Below are 21,545 nucleotides of genomic sequence, written 5' to 3'. Positions count from 1 at the left end.
GGCCTGTGGTGAGGACGGGTTGCTTCCTCGTCTTTCTAACAAAGGATCGTACGAAATGCGCAGTGCGGTTGTGGCGGGTTCTCCACTATGGCCCGATGGCTGAGCACGCTGCACAAGGGGAGCACGCCACCGCACCCGGGTGGATGCGGTGGAAGGCTTGCCGAGTTTCCTCGTTCCGCCTAGGACCTGACGAGCCCCACGAAGCCTTTCGGCAAATGCACCCCTGCGATGGCCAGGCCCGCCATGGCCAGGCCCACGCCAGGAGGGTAGGCGAGGTAGCGGCCCTGCCACTCGGGCTGGTACTTCTTCTTGAAGTTGAAGAGGCTCTTGTACCCGTAGAACTTGTCGAAGTTGTCGAAGAGAAACTGCACCGCGCGTTCTTTCCGGCACTCCAGAGCCTGCCCGTCGCCAGCGTTGATGTTCGCGAGCGGCGCGTTCCCGAGGCTGACTTCCTGCACTCCCTGGGCCTTGAAGTGGTCGATGGCTTCCACAATGAGGAAGTCCAGCACGTCCCGGGCCTCGGCACGGCCGCGCATGAGGTCCAGGCAGCGTCCGTTGCCCTGATTGTAGGGGAGCCACGTGGCAAAAGTTTCGATCCGGCCCTCGGGATTTCGCACGATGGCCACGCCATGTTTGCGAATGCTCTCGATGCTGAAGGCACCCAGGTCGAAGGTCATCTCGCCACCATGTTTGTGGGCCAGCCACTCCTGGGAGATCAGCGTGAGCTGGGCTTCGAGGCCATGATCGATCTGCGGGCTGCCGTCATACCACTGGAACGTGAGGCCGCCTTTGCGCGCCTTGTTCCGCGCCGTGCGCAGGTTTTGGAACTTACCTCCCTCCAGCTTGAACTCTGCCACATCCAGCCGTGCATCCTCACCCACCTTGAAAGTGACGAAGTTCTCCTCCTCATAGAGGGGCCGGTTCGAGACGTGGACACAGTAGAAGATCGGCTGCCAGTCCTGGTTGCGGCAGAAGGCGCGGAACTCTGCCACCGCTGAGGCGCGGTTTTCCGGTGCACAGATGGGGTCGGCCAGGGCCACGGCATATTTTCGCCATAGTGCATAGGCCACCAGCCCCTTGCCGTCCCGGGTGAAGAAGCAGCGCTTGTCCGGCAGGAGGGCGAAGTTGTCCATCGGGTCCTGCCCGTGTTCCGCGATGATCTTCGCCATGCGCTCACGTTCGTCCCCCGTGGCTTCGGGGTGGCGTTTCGCCAGCACCGGTCGCAACAGCAGGGCCAGCACCAGCATGGAGCTCAGCAGGCTGCCTGTCCGCAGGGTGGCCAGGAAGCCTCGCACCTCACGGCCCCCGTCATGATCCAGCTCGGATTTCTGCATGAACACGGCCGCCCCGGCCCCATGCAGGCAGTCTGCCCAGGAGAGCGCTGCTCCGACCTTGCCGGACTCGCTGTACTGCCGGATGCCGATGGTGCCGTAGATCGTGAGGCCCAGCGCCAGGGAGAAGGCGACAAGCCCGGCGATACGCACCGAGGGGGCATCAGATCGCGCCACAAAGTCCTGACGCCATCTGACCAGAGGGATGAGCAGAATGGCCGCCGCCAGGGCGTGGTGCCAGTCGAACGCCCGCGACAGATGCAACACAACGGACACACTCAACAGCGCCAGCACGAGCAGCCAGGCCAGATGCTTCCGGCGACGTAGACCGCGGGCGAGGGACAGGAGCGCCAGACCAGAGAGGAGCAGCAGCAAGCGGCTCTTCTCCGTCACCCCCAGCGGCACCCATTGTTCCATCCAAGCCAGCACCGCGGGCGGTTTTTGGAAGAGGGCTTCCAGCAGGTCCACCAGCCCCATGAGCGTGACCGCCCAGACCAGGACTGAGATAGAGTGCTTCTTCGAGACGAGGAAGAATATGGAGAGACCAATGGCCAACGCCGCCCCAGGCCAGAGAGGGGAAAGGCCAAAGGGGAGCTCATCTTCCGGTGGGGGGGCGGCCGCGCTGTCATCTCCCAGCACCCAATGCACACCGCGCAGGAGATCCTCGGCAAACTCGTCGGCCGGCCCGTCGAATCCGTGATTGGCACCGCTGATCACATAGAGTTCATGCGGTGTCTTCAGCCCCTGAATCCAGGCGGTGGACGCCATGAAATCGGCCCCACCGTGGAACTGCGCGACCCGCAGTCCCGCCATGCCCGCGGTGAAGTCAGCCAGATTAAAGGTGCCCGGCCCGGTGGGGGTGACGCCGAGTTCATCTGAAGCTCTCAGACCAAAGCGTCCGCGACTGTCGGCACTGAGCATGATGAGGCCCTTCAGTCCGGCAGGGCGTTCCTTCCAGGCGGCAGCAGGGACCGCCTGCACCGCCCCCATGCTCCAGCCGGCGTAGATCACCGGGGTGCTGGCATCTCCGCCGCCGCGGGTCGCAGCTTCCGCGGCGAGCGTGGCCATGTCTTTGCCCAGGAGTTCTGCCGTGTAGTCCTTGGCGGCATACTCACGCAGATCCAGCCCGATCACGTAGATCCCGGCATCTCGCAGCCAATGGCTTACGGCATCCTCCCATGCAGACCAGCCGCCATCCCCGGACCCAAAGACCATGACGGCCACGGGAGGGCGCTCGTCCGGCTCATACAGGCGGGCTGAGGCCGTGGCGTGGGCCAGTTTGATCTCGGCCCGGGGAATGGGGACGTCATCCTCCGCGACGGGTTCGTCCTGAGCGGGGACGGGGAGAGCCAGGCAGGTGAGATAAAGGTATGGCAGAAGGACCGGCAGCAGCCGGCGAAGCACGGAGGGCATCATGGGACCAGTCAGGAGGACGGAAGCGGAAGGAGTCAGGCGAATAGAACTGCCCGAGGACAGTCTAGCAATAGTGAAAAAACGGCCACCCTGCCCGGGGGAAAGCTGGGAGGGACCTAAACGTGATTCGTATCCTCACCTTTTCGGGGTGTCCGCGCTCCCCCCTCACTTTTCCCTTGGGCAAGTTCACGCATCAGGTCGAGCTGGATCTCCTGGATCTCGAGCAAGCGTGTGGCTTGCTGGTGCAGGAGGTAATCCACCTTCTCGTGCAGGTGACGGATCTCGAGCTCGGACTTTAGGTTGATCTTGTAGTCATTCTCCGCCCGTCGTCTGTCCCGGGTCTCCTGCCGGTTCTGGCTCATCATGATGACTGGCGCCTGCATGGCGGCGAGGCAGGAGAGGATGAGGTTCAGCAAGATGAAGGGATAGGGATCGAACGCCCGCGTCGCCAGGAACCACGCATTCACTGTGATCCAGAGGATGAGGAATCCACCAAACGTGAGGATGAACGTCCAGCTCCCGCCGAAGCTGGCAATGCGGTCGGCCAGACGGGCGCCGAAGCTGGACTCTTTCTCCTCGGTCTCGTCCAGGGGGCGGGCGCTCAGCACTTCGTGTTTGTGCAGGCTGTCCACCACCTCCTCATCCAAGTGGGTTAGCTCTCCCAACTGATCCTTCAGGGCATCACGCACGTAGTCGAGCCGGGCCGCATTCAGCACCTCATGAGAGACGAATGAGCCAGGCTTCAAGTCCGGATACTGGGTGGAGATTCGCCTCGCGATGGTAGGCCGGAGGGCATCCAGGGGGACCAATTCCGAGTGCGGTAAGGTCTTCTGGGTCGCCTGGCAGACCCCCGTAGGGCCGTGGGAATTCCGGTGCGGAGGAGGGTGCGAGTGCATGGAGGTAACTCAGTGGTCCGGTGAATCTGTAAATCAGTTTATCGGTGGCTGCACCGGGAGAGTACTGAGTTTTCCCGAGCAGGTATCGCGCCCCCGGTCTCTGCCGCAGGTGGCCCGGTTGTCCCGCGATCACGTCACAACTGAAATTCCCTTCCTGATGTACGCGTTAAGCTTTCCTCAGTTTTCTCCGTCCCGTTAAGCTACCATCATGCCTTCACTTTACCGACGCCTTACCATCCCCCTCGCCGCCACGGCCGCGCTCAGTCTCGCCGCTTTCACGGCGCTGGCCGAGACGCCCCAGTGGATCTGGTCCGCCGCCGAGGCGAAGCCCGACCAGACGGTGTACCTCCGCAAAACTTTCAACGTTCAGCAGAGCGACACTGTGCGCCTGCAGGCCACCGGTGACGATGAGTTGACCGTCCTGATCAATGGCAAACCCGTGCTGACCGGCCAAGGCTGGGACAAGGTGCAGGTGAAAGAGGTCAGTGACGCCGTGGTCAAAGGTCAGAACGTGCTGGCGGTGACAGGAACCAACCGTGGCGGCAACAAGGGCGCCGTGCTGGTGAAGCTCATCATTGAGACCCGCAACAAGGGGCAGACGGAGATCGTCACCGACGCGACCTGGAAAGCCAGCGAGACCGCACCGGCCGGCTGGGAGCAGGTCAAGTTCGACGACAAAGACTGGAAGCCCGCCGTCGCGCTCGCTCCACTGGGCGGTGGTCCCTGGGCCAAGCTTAATGAAAAGAGCCTGGCCGCAGCCGCCAACCTGAAGGAGCCTGAGGCCACCGCGGTAAAGGACATCAAGCTCAAGGAAGGCTTCAAGGCGGAACTGCTCTACAGCGTGCCGCTGAAGACTCAGGGCTCCTGGGTGGCGAACACTTTTGATGACAAAGGCCGCCTCATCGTGAGCGACCAGTATGGCAAGCTCTACCGCGTGACCCCGCCGGCCCTGGGCGGCAAGCCCGAGGACACGAAGATCGAGGAAATCGCCGCCGAGATCGGCGAGGCTCAAGGGCTGCTCTTTGCCTTTGGCCACCTCTACGCGATCACGAACTCGGACAAGTTTCCCCGCGGTCTCTACCGGATCAGCGATACGGACAAGGATGACAAGTTCGACAAGGTGGAGCAGCTCCGCGCTTTCCCGAACAAAGGCGGCGAACACGGCCCGCATGCCGTGGTGCTGGGGCCGGATGGCAAGTCCCTCTATTGCATCGTGGGCAACCAGACGCCCATCACGGAGATGAACAGCAGCCGGGTGCCCCGTCACTGGGCGGAGGACGTGCTGCTGCCTCCCCTCATCGGGCGTGGTTTCATGCGTGATGTCATGGCCCCAGGTGGCTGGGTGGCCAAGACCGATCCCGATGGCAAGACCTGGGAACTGATCACCACCGGTTTCCGCAACGAGTACGATGCCGCCTTCAACCGCCAGGGGGATCTCTTCACCTATGACGCGGACATGGAGTGGGACTTCAGTGTCCCCTGGTACCGGCCCACTCGTATCTGCATGGCGCAGAGCGGCGGCGAGTTCGGCTGGCGCTCCCTTTCCAAGAAGTGGCCCGTGCGCTGGGAGGACAGTCTCCCACCCGTGACGGACATCGGTCCCGGTTCGCCCACCGGCGTGGCTTTCGGTTATGGGGCCAAGTTCCCGGCCAAATATCAGGAGGCGCTCTTTGCCGCTGACTGGAGCTACGGCAAACTCTATGCCGTGCACCTGAAGCCTCAAGGCGCCGGGTACAAGGCGGAGTTCGAGGAGTTTATGAGTGCCAATCCGCTGCCGCTCACCGATCTCGCCGTTTCGCCCAAGGACGGAGCGCTGTACATCACGATTGGCGGACGCCGCGTGCAGAGCGGGCTCTACCGCGTGACCTACACGGGCAAGGAAAGCACGGCCGCGGCACCGCTGAAGCTTGAGGGTGAGGAGAAACAACTCCACGAACTGCGCCGCAGTCTGGAAGTCTTCCACGGCAAGGAGGACCCCCAGGCGTTGGCGGCGGCCTGGCCGCAGCTGGGCCATGCCGACCGTCTCATCCGCTTTGCTGCCCGCATCGCGGTGGAGCACCAGCCTCTGGCCACCTGGAAGGACAAGGCCTTGGCCGAGACCTCTCCGCGGGCTTCTCTCATGGCCCTTATGGCTCTGAGCCGCGCTTCGAACGGGGACCAGGCCCTCTATGAGCCAATCATGAACGCGCTGGACCGCATCAAGTTCGCCGACCTCAAAGGGGCCGACCGCGAGCTTTATGTGCGGGTGCACATGCTGGCCTTCGCCCGCTTCGGCGAGCCTGCGGATGGTGTGCGTGCGAAGGCCATCGCCCGGCTCTCCTCAGTTTTCCCCACCAGTGAGCCCTGGCTGGATGTGGACCTCGTGAATGTGCTCACCTTCCTCGGTGACAGCGCTTTCGTGGCCAAGGCCATTCCGATTCTGGAAAACGCCCCCACCCAGGAGGAGCAGATCTCCCTGGCCCAGAGCCTGCGCTTTGCCAAGAACGGCTGGACGCCGGAACTGCGTGAGCGCTACTTCAAGTGGGTGTGCCTGCGCGCCCCCACCTACAAGGGTGGTGCCAGCTTCGACCTCTTCATGCAGGACATCCGGAAGGATGCCGAGGCTGGACTGACGGATGCAGAGAAGGTTGCGCTCAAGCCCATCCTTGAAGCCAAGCCGGATGTGAAGGCCCCGCAGTTCACCTTCGCCCTCAAATCCTTCGTGAAGAACTACACGGTGGAGGACATCGAAGGCCTGCTCGGAGCTGGTCTCGAAGGCGGACGTAACTTCGTCAACGGCCGCAACATGTTCGGCCAGGCCACTTGCTTCGCCTGCCATCGCTTCGGTCAGGAAGGCGGCGCTATCGGGCCCGATCTCACGAGCGTGGCGGGCAAGTACAGCCCGCGGGATCTGCTCGTGCACATCATCGAGCCGAGCAAGGAAATCAGCGACCAGTACGGCCAGCTGGAAGTCACGCTCAATGACGACAGCAAGGTGTACGGCCGCATCATGAACCTGGCGGGCGATACCATCACGCTGAACATCAACATGATGGACCCCAACGCGCTCCAGCGGGTGGATCGCAAGCTGATCAAGAGCATGGACCAGTCCAAGGTGTCCATGATGCCTCCGGGCCTGCTCAGCACCCTGAATAAGAACGACATCCTCGACCTGCTGGCTTACCTGCTGAGCAAGGGGAACAAGGAAGATCCGATGTTCAAGTAGAGCAGTGAAAAGTTAAAAGTTGAGAGTTAAAAGTCTCTGAACCGGGGGTTATGGGAAAGCTGCTCGCAGCCTTCTCATAGCCCCCAAACTATTTACCCCCAAATTCTGTGCTGGGATGGATGGCCTATCCCACCACCACCAGCACGATTGCCGTCATCATGAGGGCCGCTCCCGCCATTCTCCAGGCCAGTACTTTGCCTCCCAGATTCTGCTCCTGATTGGCGAACCAGTGGCCGATGAGCCAGACCAGGGCTACGCTGAGGAGACCTCGCGAGGCGTAGATGATGTTCGCCGCCGTGGCGCGACCGTAGATCGCGACGGTGCTGACAAAGATGATGCTCTGGGTGCCCAGGAGCATGGAGCCTCCGCAGAGCCACTTCCATGCGGTTTTGGGAATCTCGCGCAACGGTGCTTTGAAGAGAAGGATGAGGCTGAAGGAGAGGACGGCATTCATGCCAAAGATCAAGGGCAGCAGGCGCCCCACACCCCACTGAGGGCCCCATTTCTGCACCAGCACGTCGAAGAGCGCAAAGCTCACCGCGCCCACACCGCCTGCCATGAGCGTGATGCCGATGTTCTTGGGACGTTTGCCTTCGTGCTTTTTGTTCAGCAGAGTGATGCCCGCCACGCTGAGGAACGCGGCGATCCAGAGCAACAGGGATACCGGGATGCCGACAACGAGCGGAGTGAAGACGGCGACCAGCACCACCTTGAGTCCGAAGATTGGCACGGCGACAGAGACGTCACCTTTTTCAAGCGCGAGGAACTGGGAGAGTTGGCCGATGAACAGACAGAGTGCGATGACCCCCGGCTGCCAGAGAATGTCCCAAGTCACCTCCCGGCCGCCCAGCAGCCAGAGGAGTGCAAAGAGAAGGCCGACAATCTGGTTGGCCACAAACGTGGTCCGCCACAGGCCCACCCCGGATTCGCTGGATCGCTTGAACAGCAACGCGCTGAACACGTACATCAATGCGGCGATGGCCGGGTAAACTATGATCGCGGTGGAAGCGGGCATGAAAGGGGAGGAAGCAGGAGAGAGAGGTTCCTATACCTCAGGTTGAGAGTGCGGGTGGGGAAATTTTGGATCCGGGGACATCTCCAGGCAGCCGCGGCAGGGTGAATTTTGGCGAACTGAAGGCGACACTCCCATTCTTGCTAGACTGCCGGGGGCTTTCGCGTTTTGCTCCCGCCATGAAGAAATCCATCGCCGCCGTTTTTTCTCTTACCCTGCTGGCCGCCGCCAGCGTCATCGCCGGACCCAAAGCTGTGAAAGTTGACCCACCCTACGCCGCTCCCGCCATCGAAGGCACCGACCAGACGGGCAAAGCCGTCAAGTTTGCTGACCTGTACAAGGACAACAAGTTCGTGCTCGTGTACTTCTACCCGAAGGCGGACACCCCGGGCTGCACCAAGCAGGGCTGCAGCCTTCGTGATGGAAATGCCGAACTGGCCAAGAAAGGTGTCAAAATCGTCGGCGTGAGCGCGGACACCGTGGAGGCCCAGAAAGCCTTCTCGGAAAAGTACACCTTCCCCTTCCAGCTGATCGCTGACAAAGACGGCAAGGTCATTGATGCTTTCAAGGTCGCCAAGCGCCCCAACGGCATGGCCTCCCGCGAAGCCTTCCTCGTGAAGGACGGCAAAGTGGTGTGGCATGACCCCGCCGCCGCCACCGAGAAACAGGCCGAAGACGCACTCAAGGCCGTGGAAGAGGCCAAGTAAGCGACCTCGCAGCAGTCTCTTTAACCCCGTGTTCCGCAGAGGGACACGGGGTTTTTGTTTGGGTGACGGGTGCAGCGATTGAATCCAATTCGCATTTGGCGCGCGTAACATCCGCTGAACCCGCGATCTGTTTGATCCGCTTTTTCCAGTTTGAGGTCATGAAATTCAAGAAGCCCCTCCTGATCCTCATCACCCTGATTGTCGCCATGGGACTGTTTTCCACCCTCTTTACCCACGCCAGCGAAGGCAAGCTCGTCGATCCCTACGTCGCCCCCAAGGTGGAGGCCCAGGATCAGAACGGCAAAACCGTCAAACTGGAGGACCTCTATCTCAAGGGGCTGACGCTCGTCTATTTTTACCCCAAAGCCGACACCCCGGGCTGCACGGCGCAAGCCTGCAGCCTGCGGGATGCTTATACAGATCTCACCAAGGCCGGCATTCAGGTCGTGGGCGTCAGCACGGATGGCGTGGAGGCGCAGAAGAAGTTTGAGAAGAAATACAATCTCCCTTTCACTCTGCTGGCCGATCCAGACGGGAAGATTCTGAAGGAGTTCGGCGTGAAGAAAATTCCTCTGGTGGGCATGGCCACGCGTCAGGCGTTCCTGGTCAAAGATGGCAAGGTCATCTGGCACGACGCCAAGGCCTCCACCGTGGAGCAGGCGGCGGATGTGCTGAAGGTGGTGCGGGCGGACGGTGAGTCGGTGAAACAGTAAATCAGTGATTCAGTAAACCGGTAGGTCAGTGCGTCAGTGCGTCAGTGCGTCAGTGCGTCAGTGCGTCAGTGCGTCAGTGCGTCAGTGCGTCAGTGCGTCAGTGCGTCAGTGCGTCAGTGCGTCAGTGCGTCAGTGCGTCAGTGCGTCAGTGCGTCAGTGCGTCAATTTTTGCGCGAGTTGGCTCATGAACCCGAAGGGTTCGCCAATCCGTAGCCATGGGGCGGCCGAGCGGAGCGAGGACTACCCATGGTATGAGGTTCGGTGATTTCTACTGCGGAGCAGTAGGCCATCTCGGCCAAATGACGGATGGAGTCAATTTCGGGATGGTCGTTCGGGAGTCTTGATGGTGCAGGGGGGCGAACTCTGCTGGCATTCATCAAGGGCTGCGGGGACCTGTCTCCATCAGGCGAAAGCGGCGTCGAGCCGCACGCACTCCAAGACGCTTCGCGACACTCGCACACATTGGAGCCAAGGATGCTTCATCTGGCATGTTCACCCAACGCGGCAGCGTCTTGGAGTGCGTGCGGCTCGACGCCGCTTTGGCGGCTCTTGTGATTTCCTATGGCCTGATAGCTGAAACAGGGTGGGAAGCCTGCGTGACGCTGAGCCTGCCACGGACATCACTCACTCCCTTGCTGCGCCGCAGCTTCCTTCGAAACCTTGGCATCCTCCTTAGCCTCCTGGTTCGATGAACGGAACTTCCAGGTCGACTTGAACTTGTCGATGGCCACCCTAGCCCCTTCCATCGCCAAATCTTCCACCTTGTCGGTATTGAGCAAAGCTTTGCGGTCTTCAGGTGTGACAGCCTTATTCACAAGAGTGAGGGTATTTCCGTCAGATTCTGGTTCAGGCTGGGGCGTCAGAATATGGATCCAGTACCATCCCACGGCTGAAACCCATACCAAGCCGACACCTGTGTAGAGCACCAGGGTGATCTTGCTGACGGTGGAACGACGCCAATGCTGCTTGAGTTTCTCTCGATGGCGGGCACTGAAAATAGATATCAGTCCATAGTAGAAAAGGACCGAGGCCCACCAGGTCGCCTCGATGATCAGCATGAACAATTCGCCGAGAATCAGACCGATCTCGCCCATAGATGACTAGGGTCGCAGCAACGCTGGTTTTTGTCAATAAGCTCGCCCCTCCGCCTGCGGCTAGTCCGGGTTTGATCCATTAATGCGCCTCTGATCCGCTTGGCCTAGGCCCCGTTGAAGCCCTCGATACGCTCACTTCCCAGGCGCCGCTCTCTGAGGTGTAGGGGACTTGAACGTAGTTCCGCAACGCCTTGGTGACATCTCGTACTCGGTGAGAGGGAAGGCGGCGGGGCAGCAGGTGTTCTGGAAAGAAAGTGTTCCCGCAGGAATACTCGATTCTGACTTCTGCCAAGTAGCCACCAGGAGAGCTGGGATCGGCCGCAAAGCGAAACGGCCGACGACTCGCTGCAAAGGCTGAGCGATGATCGGGATCGTCGCGCTCCATTGCCTCGAGCTCCATCTCAGGAGTGTCCGGCATGAAGGCGATGCCGGGCACGGCATGCTTTGATCCATCCGTGGCGACCAGAAGATTGGGCGACTCCACGTGGTGGAAGGTCCAGGATCCTTTTTGCGTAATGGGCCGATTGTTGAAGATGGCGGGACGCCCACAAAGCTTGAACCCTGTCGAGTGCGCCAAGATGATGGAAGCGCCGGTGACCATGGACAATCCGATGACTGCGGTGGACATTCTGCAGATGAGCGGATAGACCATCCATAGCACCACCACGCTAAGCCAGACCGCTTCACCTACACCTGCCAGGATCGCGAACCAGACCAACAAGAGACTGAACCCAAAGGCTTTCACAGTGTTTCACCAGATATCCGCATGTTGCGGCCACGTTCCTACCGGTTCTTCTTCACCTTCTCCATATAGACTTCCTGCGCGGAGCGGTCACTGACCTCGATGTTGGTCAGCTTGATGGACCAGACGGAGCCAGGCCAGCTGTCGAATGATGCCAGGCCCTTTTCCGTGGGGCGCAGATTGGTGCTGGAATACACTTCACGTTTGCCGCTGCGATTTCCGCAATCCATCGCCACCGTCTGCTGGATCTTGGTGGTGCGTGTGAGCAGGGTCATCTCCTTCTGCTGGGTCATTTTGAAGGTGATTGTGCGGTCCGGTGCGGCACCCGAGGCGACCACTTTGGGGGTGGTCAGCTTTCCGTTCTTTTCCTCGAACTCCAGATGAACTTCATCTCCTGGGTAGAGCGTCAGGCTGCCATCGGTAGCAAGGAGTTCACGTGCGGGCAGTTTGACCTCCTGTTTGGAGCCGTCCGGTTGCACCACTTTGATGGCCGAGGCGGGACGACGGTTGGGTGATGCGGAGGAATCCTGGGCTTTGAGTTGGCCGAGGGGTGCTGTGGCGAGGAGCACCGGGACGATGAACAACGAGTGAAGCGTGGATTTCATGGGAAGCGGTTCGGGAAGTGAGGGGGGGGAATTGAAGGCGGATTTTGCGAATTCAGATTCAGCGCGGTGGCGAGCGGCCTGGGCTGAGCAAACGGGAGTTTGGCGGAAAAGGTCAGGCTAACATGTTTGGCGACGGAGTGTCAAAGTGAAGTGTGCGTGTCCATCCAGGGAGGCGGATGCCCGATCAAGGATGACGAGTTTTGGCTGAGTAAAGTAGTTGAGAGCTTCAGCTCGGTGCTTGGAGTTCACTACAGAACGGCTGATGAACTGAAGTTGTGAGCTGCCTTGCTGGACGTAGTTCGGCTGTCCCAGCCGTTCAGTCGCCGGAGCCATCTACGGCCTGAGTCCATTGCGTTGATTTGCCGGATGAATGATGGTGAACGTATCCCTCCGCTCCCGAAGCCGGTTGGCACAACCGGACTACTCCGCACGCGGCAGCTGAATGTGGTGCCAGACCTCATCGGGGGTGGTTTGTCATGGGTGGCGCGACTGACCTGGTTAACTAAAGTTCTGAACGGCTTTGCTGGGGCCATTGAGTTCCTGCCTGGCCGTTCTGCCTCCCACATCGTTTGCCCCCACTCGATCGCTGACGTTCGTATCATCCATGGGGCTGCGCATGTGCCCCAAGATGAACACGTCATCTGCGCCACATCTTCCTGCCATGCCCAGTTCGACACGTCCTCATCAACCGGAGCCCCACCGTCCGGTGTTGCTGGTTTCCACTGTCCGGACGACGATGCCCCGAGGCATTCGTCTCACCCACATTGTCACGCGGGCGGACAAGCTGGTTTCGGAGCTCGAAAAGCTCCGGCATAGTGCCTTCCGACCTCCGGCAGCTGTGTGGTGTCCGTCGGTCAATGTTTACGAACATCCCTCCAAGTTTGAGGTCTGTGTGGATCTGGCTGGCGTAAGCAAAGATGAAATACTCATTGAGCTGACCGATCAACGCCTCGTGTTCCGCGGGCAACGCAGTGCTCCGGAGGCGAGCTGTGGGCATCCTCCGTGCGGACGTATTCTCATCATGGAGATCTCGGACGGCAGCTTCGAGCGCACCATCGATTTTCCCGTGGATCTGAACGTGCCAGAGGCTCATGCCCGACAGGAGAACGGTTGGCTCTGGATCTCGCTCCCCAAGGCCTGATCTCCTGGCGACCCCTCCCACGAATTTCAAAAGAACACCCCCCGCTGTGAACGCACCTTTCCCCTTACTTTCCATGCAAACTGAGACTCGCTCCCCCGACGATTCTCCTCCCCAGGCTCCGGTGGCCCCGGTGCTGGATGTGGCTGGTCCCGATGCGGGTGCCGCTGAGGGCACGACCCGCACAGGAGATCCTCCCGCCAGCCCGCTGACCCTGGCAGTCCTGCCATTGCGCAATACCATTGTTTTTCCCGGCACCGTCGTTCCTCTGAGTGTGAACCGGGCGGGCAGCTTGCGCCTGCTGGAGGAGAGTCTTCCTCAAGGCAAGATGCTGGCGCTGGTGATGCAAAAAGATCCCGCCAATGACGAACCGGGCCCGGCTGACCTGCATGAGCACGGCACGCTGGCCAAGGTCATCAGCATGATGCGGCAGACCCAGAACGGGGTGGTTATCCTCGTTCATGGGGAGGATCGCATCCGCGTGAAAAATCCAGTGCAAACAGAGCCTTTTCTTCGCGCTGAGGTGGAGGTGCTGCCCAGCGTCGCGCCTGCGACCGATGACAACACGGCGGCCGCCATGGCCAACCTGCGAGAATCCGCGGTCAAGCTGCTGAAGCTGCGTCCGGATGCCTCCGAAGAAGCCGTCAATGCTGTGAACGGCATTCATGATGCCTCGACGCTCACGGACTTTCTTGCCTCGAACCTGGGGCTGGAGGTAGGGGAGCAGCAGGCCCTGCTGGAGGAGCGCGATGTGCTGCGGCGCATCGCACGGCTTCAAGGGCATCTTTACAATCAGCTGCATATTGCCGAGCTGCAGAGCAAGCTCCGGCAGGATGTGCAGAGTGAGTTCTCCGAGGCTCAGAAGAGGGCTTATCTGCGGGAGCAGGTGCGCGCGATCCAGAAGGAGCTGGGTGAAGATGGCGGGACTGAAGAGCAGGTGGAAGATCTGCGCCGCCGTCTGGATGAAGCCGGGCTCCCGGACAAGGCGAAGGCTCAGGCCAAGAAGGAGCTGAAGAAGCTCGAGATCACGCCTGCGGCCAGCCCGGATCATTCCGTTACCCTCAACTACCTGGAGACGCTCGCAGACTTGCCCTGGCAGAAACTGGATGAGGAACACGTGGACCTGAAGAAGGCTCAGGAGATCCTGGACCGGGATCATTACGGCCTGGAAAAGATCAAGCGCCGGCTCATCGAGTATCTGGCGGTGCGCAAGCTCAATCCGGCCGGGCATGGGCCGATCCTTTGTTTCCTAGGTCCTCCGGGCGTGGGCAAGACGAGTCTAGGGCAATCCATTGCGGATTCCCTGGGGCGCAAGTTTGCCCGGATCAGCTTGGGGGGCATCCGGGATGAGTCGGAGATACGTGGACACCGTCGCACGTACATCGGCTCCATGCCTGGGCGGCTCATTCAGGAGTTGCGTCGTCTGGGGACGAGGAATCCGGTGATCATGCTGGATGAGCTGGACAAGATGGGGGCGGACTTCCGCGGCGATCCTGCCAGTGCCTTGCTGGAAGTGCTGGACCCGCGGCAGAACCACGAGTTCGTGGATCGCTATGTGGATCTGCCGTTCGACCTCTCCCAGGTGATGTTCATCGCCACCTGTAACACGCTGGACACCGTGCCAGCCCCCTTGCGGGATCGCATGGAGGTGGTGCAGCTGCCGGGCTACACCGAACGCGAGAAGCTCGCCATTGGCCGGAGCTATCTTGTGAGACGTCAGGTGGAGGAGCACGGGCTCAAGCCGGAGCAATGCCCGTGGACCGATGAGGCCATCTCCACAGTGATCGAAGACTACACCCGCGAGGCCGGCGTGCGCAATCTGGAGCGCCAGATCGCCTCGGTGGTGCGGCATGTCGCAGCCCAGGTGGCAAAGGAGGAAACTGATCGCGTGGAGGTGACTCCAGCTGTGGTGGTAGAGGCACTGGGTGCGGCACAATTTGGCCGGGAAAGCCGGCTGCAAAGCAGTGCCCCGGGCGTGGTGACGGGTCTGGCCTATACTTCGGTGGGTGGGGAGATCCTGCACATCGAAGCCGTGCGGTATCCGGGCAAGGGTGGCTTCATTCTCACCGGGCAGCTGGGCGATGTGATGAAGGAATCCGTGCGCGCCGCGCTCAGCCTGGTGCGGAGTCGGGCAGATAAGCTGGGGATCGATCCCAAGGAGTTTGAGGAGACAGAAGTGCACGTGCACGTCCCCGCCGGGGCCGTTCCCAAGGACGGACCTTCCGCGGGCATTGCCATGTTCACGGCTCTGGCCTCGCTCTACACGGGGCGTCCCGTCAGCAAAGATGTGGCGATGACCGGTGAGGTGACGCTGCGTGGCCTGGCACTGCCGATCGGCGGGCTCAAGGAGAAGTCCATCGCCGCTCTCCGGGCGGGCATCAAGACCATCCTGATTCCCAGGCTGAATGAGAAGGACATCCCTGAACTGCCGGCGGAGGTGCGTGAGACCGTGCGGATCATCCCTGTGGATACGGTGGATGATGTGCTGCGGGAGGCGCTGGTCAGCGAGTAGGGGAGCTGATTTTGCGAACGCGCCTGATGCCGCATTTTGGGCGGTGCGGCCCTGACTCCTCACAACTGCGGGAGTCAGGGCCGGGTAGGCCAGGCGTCGGCTGTGTATGCTACTTGGGTGGAGGCGTGTATTGAACGGATTGGGCCTGTGCGACTCCCAGTTGCATGGCTCATGGCGCACGTCGCATTTTCACCCACCCGGCAGTTTTCTGGGGATCATTGTGTCTGGCCTGTCTGTTCATCTTCGTCGGACATTGGCTCTTGCATGGGGCGGCGTATGATCCGGTTCATGGTCGCTCATTCCATCCGCTCACCTTTTACGTGAGCGACTACGCAGGGAAGTGGCCGGAGGGATTGTGGATCAAAGCTGGCATTCTGGGGTTCTGCGTTTGCCTCGCGTGGTTCGGTCGTGTGGCGCTGGAGCATCATGCGCGCGGGCCCTGGGTGTTCTGGGCCACGCTCTACTGGCTGGGGGTGACGGCGGTGATGATCACGGGCTTGTTGCTGGTGGTGGTGTTCGACCTGCTCCCGCCGCACTACGAGACCGGCCACCGCTTCCGGATTCTTCAGTACCTCCTGGGATCTCCTGAGCCCCAGCTCGTGGGGCTGACGCCAGAGCAGTGGAGCATGCGCTGGTATCACAATCTCGGGTTCAGGCTCTTCATTTTAGGGTTCGTGGCCGCGGCGTCGATGTTTCTGGTGCTGGACTTCAAGCGCCAGGACTGGCGGGCGGCGGCGCGGGGCATCGTGCTGATGACTGGCGTCTGTTTTTTTGGCTGGTGGCTCTGGAGCGGCAGCCCGGTGCGCGGCGTCCCGCAACGGGCGGTGCTCCTGTTGGTGGCCATCTGGCTGGTCGGTTCAGTGCGGACCTTAAGCGTCATTCGGACCCCGGATCACCAGCTCCTCTGAGCAGGGGAGTGACGCCGGGTCTTGCCTGTCAAATGCGGATTGCCGTTCTTCCGCCTTTGACATCCCGCCTATCTGCGCGAATGACTACCGCCTTCTATTCAAAATTATGATGACCGAAGGCGAAGTAGCAGTGTTGGACTATGGCTCGCAATATAGCCAGCTCATTGTGCGGAGAGTCCGCGAACTGGGTTTTGTGTCCCACCTGTATGCGCCTGCACAGCTGACGGAGCTGAACAAGCCGGGTGCAGTGATCCTGAGCGGCGGACCACGCAGCACCTCAGAAGTCGATGCTCCAGATGTGGATTTTGATGCCTTGCGTGCCTTGGAGGTCCCCATTCTCGGGGTCTGCTACGGGATGCAGCTGCTCAACATCAAGCATGGCGGCACGGTGAAGCCGGGCGTGACCCGTGAGTACGGTCCGGCCCGCCTCATCGCCAACGACAACGTGCTTTTCAAGGGCATCCCTGCGGATTCCCAGATCTGGATGAGCCACAGTGACACGGTGCAGAACCTGCCCGAGGGCACCCAGGTCATCGCCACGAACCAGGATGCGATTCCGGTGGCTCTCCAGTGGGGTGAAGCCTGCTTTGGCATCCAGTTCCACCCAGAGGTCACCCACTCCCACCAGGGGACGAAGATTCTCAACAACTTCCTCGGCCTCGCTGCCGGCCGTCTGGCCAAGTTCAGCATCGCTTCCTTCAAGGAGCAGATGATTGAAAAGATCCGCCAGGAAGTTGGCGGGCGGGAAGTCATCTGCGGTGTCTCCGGCGGCGTGGATTCCACCGTGCTGGCCGTGCTGCTGCACCAGGCAGGCGTCAAACAGCGCTGCCTTTTCGTGGATCACGGCCTCCTGCGCAAAAATGAATCTGAGGAAGTGCAGGCCCAGTTTGCTGAGGTAGGCGTGCCGATTGAAGTGGTGGATGCGCGGGAAACGTTCCTGGGCGCTCTGAAGGGCGTGACCGATCCTGAAGCCAAGCGCAAGATCATCGGCAACCTCTTCCTGGACGTCTTCTTCGGTGCCGCCGACCACATTGAGCTTATGGCTCAGGGCACTCTCTACCCCGACGTCATTGAGAGCGCTACGAGCGGATCGATCGCCTCCAAGATCAAGACGCACCACAACCGCGTGGATCGGGTGCTGGAACTCAAGGAACAGGGGAGAGTGATCGAACCTCTCGCTGAGCTTTTCAAAGATGAAGTGCGCGCCCTCGGCGCTGCGCTGGGCATCCCTCACCGCGCCCTCTGGCGTCACCCCTTCCCCGGGCCGGGGCTGGCGGTGCGCGTCCCTGGTGACGTGACGGAGGAGCGCCTGGAAATCTGCCGCAATGCGGACGCGATCTTCATCGAAGAACTGCGTCGCTCTGGCTGGTATGAAAAGACCTGGCAGGCCTATGCTGCCCTGCTTCCGGTGAAAACGGTGGGGGTGAAAGGCGATGAGCGCAGCTACGAGCAGGCCATCTCCCTGCGTGCCGTGGTGAGCGAAGATGCCATGACGGCCGATTGGGTGGAACTGCCGCATGAAGTGCTGCGCGCCACATCGCACCGCATCCTGAACTCCGTCAAAGGGGTCAATCGGGTGCTTTATGACATCTCGACCAAGCCCCCGGCAAGCATCGAGTGGGAGTGAGTCTCCACCAGCCCCGGCCGGACGACCCGGCCGGTGGCTTGTATCTTGCTAGTAAGGGGTTGCAAAACGCCCCCGGCCTGATGAAATTCCGGGTCAAGTAAGCAGCATGGCCACTCCTACGCAGTTCCGTCACTACCTGATCGCCCAAGACGCTGATGGGGCCAACCTAGAAGTCCTGCGCTCCAGCGAGCAGGTGGCGGTCTTCGCCTTCGATTCGCGACGGCAGGTCTTCGTGCATTGCCATGTGCTGCTGGATCCCGTGGAGGATCATGCGGCCTTCGAATCGCGCGCCAAACAGTTCGCGGACAAGGGGCATCCCTTGCGGGCCCGGCTGGTAGAGTGTGGTGAGGATGACAGCAGTGCCTTTTACATCACGGAAAGCGTTGATGGTGAGACACTGAGGGCCTACCTGGAGCGTCGGGAAGACCTCCCTGCCCGAGTGGCGGTGAAGCTGGCGATTGCGGTCTTGAAAGTCATGGACGGGCTCGGCCCTCTGGGGGACAGCCTGCCAACCCGGGCTCTGGATAGTCTGCGGCTGGTGCAGACCGGGCCTCAAAGCCTGGTGGCTGTGCTGGCGGATTACCGCCTCGTGCTGACGAAGGGGGCAGAGAAGGCGGATGCCAAAGCCTTGGGCCAGCAGATCCAGTTTCTCCAAACGTGGCTCCGGGAGCATCTGCAAAAGTCCTCCGAAGGGGATGAAGCGACTGTCCGCAGTGCTGAACTGCAGGAGCAACTCACCAGTGTGCTGGCCTCGTGGAGCCTTCAGGGTGCCGGACTGCTTCAGCAGGCAATTGTAGATCTGCAGAAATTGGACGCCGCCCCGCAGGAAGGGGAGCTCTCCGCAGCGCTCAAGCCCAAGCCCTACCTCGCGCCCATGATGGCCAACTTCCAGGAGTTGGCCCGCAGCATCAGCCAGACGGTGCGCATTCAGAGTCAAAAGCTCACTCCTGCCCACCCGTATGCGCTGCGGGGGATGTACATGAAGACGGGCCAGACCGTGGTGGTGGAGCAGCTGCCACCCAGACGGCTCGCGGGGAACTTTCCTGACGTGGCGCTCCGCCAGGTGCAGAATCTCCCCAAGGGGAAGTATCCGAACCTCATCCCGGTGGTCTTTGTCGAGCACGGTGAGGAGATCGAGTGTGTGGGCGAGACTGCGGTGGAAGGGGTGCCGCTGAATGAATTGCTGGAAGCCCGGGGCGTGCTGGACCCGCAAGAAGTTTATGTGGTGCTGGCCAGCATGGACGCTGCGCTGGAGCAGATGGAGAAGGCCGGAGTGGCCTGCCATCGCCTGCGGCTGGAGGATATTTACCTGTTCACTGGTTTTGGCAAAGAGGCCCCGGTGGATACGGGCCTGCTCAACACAAAGTTGAACGAGTGGCCTGGGTTCTCCATCGTCATTCGCACGCACCCGTGCATGCATGGCATGGCCGGTCGGGGGACTGACCCTGGTCTCCTGTTGCCTCTCCCGGGGCAGATCAAAGGAGGCGTGCACCCGATTTGGAACGGTGGCTGGCTGGCCGCACTGGGCAGCTGGCTCGTGGGCATGCCGGATGGATTGGCCGCCAAGCATGAGACAGGCATTCCCCAGACCGACTCTGTTTGCGCGCTGCTGGAAGATGAGCTGCAGCGCACGGGCAAAGGTGTGCCCTCACCTCGTCCTTCATTCCTGTCCCGCTTTGCGAAGCTGGTCCAAAAATATGAGCTGGTGCAGCCGAAGCCGACCGTGCCTCACGCGGAACTGAGCGGCGTGGAGCCTGCTCAGGGTGCCGCCCGTGAGATGCCGCGCTCCGGAATCTCGCTGCCAGCTCGCAAGGGGGGCTCACCTCCGCCTCCCATGCCTGTGCCTCAGCAGCGGCCAGCAGTCGAGGAGGAGCAGCCAGCTTTGGGCTTTGCTGAGGCATTGATTCAAAAATCTGTGATGGAAGAGGCGGAGGACGACTTCGATGAGGAGTTCGCCCTGCCGCCGATGCGCTCTGGCATGCGTGTGCGCAGTTCCACGGTAGAGAGTTCCTGGATGTCCGTGCGGTCCAAGCGGCCGTTCTGGGTCACGTGCACCCTGGTGGTGGCTGGAGCGTTGCTGGTAGGGGCAGCGCTGGCCCATTTCACGGGTCGGGCTGTCTGGCTGCAGGGAAGCAAGGACAAGACCTCTGCACCGGCTCCGGCTCCGAAAGGTGAAGAAAAGGCGACGACGGCTGCCAAGATCGAGCTTCCTGTCCCCACGGAGACAGGCAAGTCCGCCAAGTTGAGTCTGCCGCCCCCTAGCAAGCCGGTTGTGAAGGAGCTGGAAGCACTGGCGAAACACGGAGGAACGCCTGCCGGGACGACTGGGGCTGGAGCTTCCCCTGCGGGAACTGCGGTCGGAAAGAGTGCGCCTCCGGTGGAGGTTGCAATGGCCATTCCGGTGGCGTCGGATCCAAGCCTGATCTCCAAGTTGCAGGATCTCCGTAAATCCGGCGGCAAGCTCACCAAGGAACTACGTGGTTCCGCGGAACGCGCCGCTCAAGGAGGCAGCTCTGAGGCCATGCTGGCCATGGGCAGGGCTTACCTGAGAGGAGAGGGTGGCCCAGTGGATGAGCGGAGCGGTTTTGTCTGGATTGAGAAGGCGAGCGCTGCCGGGGATGTGGCGGCTTACATTCCTCTGGCTGAATGCTACCTGCAGGGGTGGGGAACGCCCCCAGATGGGGCCAAGGCGGCCGGCTTGCTGGACAAGGCGGCTACGGGTGGCGATGTGGTGGCTAAAGATCTCCTGGGGGTGTGTTATGCCCGGGGCATCGGGGTGGAGCGTGATGATTCCAGAGCCTTCCAGCTGTGTTCCGACGCCTATGGCGCAGGGGTGGCAAGTGCCTGTGGCAATCTGGGCGCTCTGTACTTGCGAGGTCAGGGTACCTCTCCGGATGCGGAGCGTGCCGTGCAACTTTTCGCGGAAGGGGCTGGTCGCGGCCACGCGGAGAGCATGATGCTGTATGCTCAGTGCCTGGAATACGGGACTGGGGTGCTGACCAACCGGGATGAAGCTTCCCGCTGGTATCAGCAGGCCGCCCGCCAGGGCAATGCTGCGGCCGCCGGTTGGTGCCGGCAGAAGGGCGTCACTTTCTAGGTCTCTCCTGAGTCCCGAAGGGCTGCGTTCTCCACGGGTGGGATTTTGTCCGATGGTGGTGCGTGGGGTCGTGCCTCAGGGACCCCGTCGGAGCGGGCGTGAGAATGGCAAGAATTGCCAAAACAAAAGCCGTACCTGTTCGTTCAAACAAAAGGCGACAAATAACATTCAACAAAAAGCGTGTCCTGTCGTCTGTAATGCTCGCAGACTCATGCCCATCCGCAGGGCGGATCAGGCCGTAAGTTTATCAATCTAATCCATGAAAATACAGCATCCCAAAGTACTGGCCCTTGCAGGAGTTGGAGTATTCGGAGTCGCAGCTCTGACTTTCGCCCAGGAGCAGAAGCCCGTTGAGACCAAGGAGCCGTCCTTCACGATGACGAGCTCGGACTTCGCCAACAAGGTGACCCGTGACTCTGCACCCATCGCAAATGCGGGTCAGCTCACTCTGAGCTACGCGGATGTCGTGCAGCGCATCCTCCCCAGTGTGGTGAGCATCAGTGCCTACTCCAAGAAGGGCACGCCTGGCCGCAGCATGCCGGAGA

At 61.1% G+C, this 21,545-nt stretch carries 15 protein-coding genes; 9 read left to right on the top strand and 6 right to left on the bottom strand.

From position 1 onward, the window contains the following. Positions 1–179: 179 nt before the first annotated feature. A complete protein-coding gene (locus BV106_RS30460) occupies positions 180–2,747 on the bottom strand; it encodes a phosphatidylglycerol lysyltransferase domain-containing protein (protein ID WP_038171208.1) in 2,568 nt (855 codons plus the stop codon). 113 nt (positions 2,748–2,860) lie between these two features. Next, positions 2,861–3,640, bottom strand: coding sequence for a DUF1003 domain-containing protein (locus BV106_RS30455; RefSeq protein ID WP_081892466.1), 780 nt, complete (start codon positions 3,638–3,640; stop codon positions 2,861–2,863). A gap of 208 nt (positions 3,641–3,848) precedes the next feature. On the opposite strand from BV106_RS30455, the gene BV106_RS30450 reads away from it, so the two are divergent. Then, positions 3,849–6,845: a c-type cytochrome gene (locus BV106_RS30450; protein ID WP_038171206.1), complete on the top strand. Its 2,997-nt coding sequence runs from the start codon at positions 3,849–3,851 to the stop codon at positions 6,843–6,845. Positions 6,846–6,969: 124 nt separating this feature from the next. Here BV106_RS30450 and BV106_RS30445 read toward each other — a convergent pair whose 3' ends face one another. Beyond that, on the bottom strand, positions 6,970–7,860 hold the full coding sequence (locus tag BV106_RS30445; RefSeq protein ID WP_038171205.1) for a DMT family transporter: 891 nt from the start codon (positions 7,858–7,860) through the stop codon (positions 6,970–6,972). A gap of 176 nt (positions 7,861–8,036) precedes the next feature. On the opposite strand from BV106_RS30445, the gene BV106_RS30440 reads away from it, so the two are divergent. Together BV106_RS30440 and BV106_RS30435 are read left to right on the top strand one after the other, a co-directional pair. Then, positions 8,037–8,564 (top strand): peroxiredoxin, encoded by a 528-nt coding sequence (locus BV106_RS30440; RefSeq protein WP_038171202.1) that lies wholly within the window; start codon positions 8,037–8,039, stop codon positions 8,562–8,564. A gap of 158 nt (positions 8,565–8,722) precedes the next feature. After that, on the top strand, positions 8,723–9,277 hold the full coding sequence (locus BV106_RS30435) for a peroxiredoxin (protein ID WP_038171198.1): 555 nt from the start codon (positions 8,723–8,725) through the stop codon (positions 9,275–9,277). 620 nt (positions 9,278–9,897) lie between these two features. On the opposite strand, the gene BV106_RS30430 is transcribed toward BV106_RS30435, so the two are convergent. The 3 genes from BV106_RS30430 to BV106_RS30420 all read right to left on the bottom strand — a co-directional run bounded on the left by BV106_RS30430 (position 9,898) and on the right by BV106_RS30420 (position 11,718). Continuing rightward, the gene (locus tag BV106_RS30430) at positions 9,898–10,371 is read right to left on the bottom strand and encodes a hypothetical protein (RefSeq protein WP_038171196.1); all 474 of its coding nucleotides are present in this window, start codon (positions 10,369–10,371) and stop codon (positions 9,898–9,900) included. 79 nt (positions 10,372–10,450) lie between these two features. Beyond that, positions 10,451–10,999, bottom strand: a complete 549-nt coding sequence (locus tag BV106_RS30425; protein ID WP_265596236.1) for a hypothetical protein — start codon at positions 10,997–10,999, stop codon at positions 10,451–10,453. Positions 11,000–11,154: 155 nt separating this feature from the next. Further along, entirely contained in the window at positions 11,155–11,718 is a 564-nt protein-coding gene (locus BV106_RS30420) for a hypothetical protein (RefSeq protein ID WP_038171194.1), read from the bottom strand. 661 nt (positions 11,719–12,379) lie between these two features. On the opposite strand from BV106_RS30420, the gene BV106_RS30415 reads away from it, so the two are divergent. The 6 genes from BV106_RS30415 to BV106_RS30390 form a co-directional block, all read left to right on the top strand. Beyond that, positions 12,380–12,859 carry an Hsp20/alpha crystallin family protein gene (locus BV106_RS30415; protein ID WP_265596235.1) on the top strand — a complete coding sequence of 160 codons (480 nt, stop codon included), beginning with the start codon at positions 12,380–12,382 and terminating at the stop codon, positions 12,857–12,859. Between the two features lie 73 nt (positions 12,860–12,932). After that, positions 12,933–15,368, top strand: coding sequence for an endopeptidase La (gene lon, locus BV106_RS30410; RefSeq protein ID WP_038171192.1), 2,436 nt, complete (start codon positions 12,933–12,935; stop codon positions 15,366–15,368). A gap of 164 nt (positions 15,369–15,532) precedes the next feature. Continuing rightward, positions 15,533–16,276 carry a hypothetical protein gene (locus tag BV106_RS30405; protein ID WP_038171191.1) on the top strand — a complete coding sequence of 248 codons (744 nt, stop codon included), beginning with the start codon at positions 15,533–15,535 and terminating at the stop codon, positions 16,274–16,276. Positions 16,277–16,382: 106 nt separating this feature from the next. Beyond that, positions 16,383–17,903: a glutamine-hydrolyzing GMP synthase gene (guaA, locus tag BV106_RS30400; RefSeq protein WP_038171189.1), complete on the top strand. Its 1,521-nt coding sequence runs from the start codon at positions 16,383–16,385 to the stop codon at positions 17,901–17,903. 106 nt (positions 17,904–18,009) lie between these two features. Beyond that, a complete protein-coding gene (locus BV106_RS30395) occupies positions 18,010–21,000 on the top strand; it encodes a Sel1-like repeat-containing protein kinase family protein (RefSeq protein WP_038171188.1) in 2,991 nt (996 codons plus the stop codon). 259 nt (positions 21,001–21,259) lie between these two features. After that, on the top strand, positions 21,260–21,545 hold a 286-nt coding region (locus tag BV106_RS30390; RefSeq protein ID WP_038171187.1), incomplete at its 3' end, for a hypothetical protein.

Source organism: Verrucomicrobium sp. BvORR106, from assembly GCF_000739655.1.
In the GTDB taxonomy this organism is placed as follows: Bacteria; Verrucomicrobiota; Verrucomicrobiia; order Verrucomicrobiales; family Verrucomicrobiaceae; genus Verrucomicrobium.
Note: the sequence above shows the minus strand (reverse complement) of the source record. Positions and strands in the feature narration are given on the sequence as shown.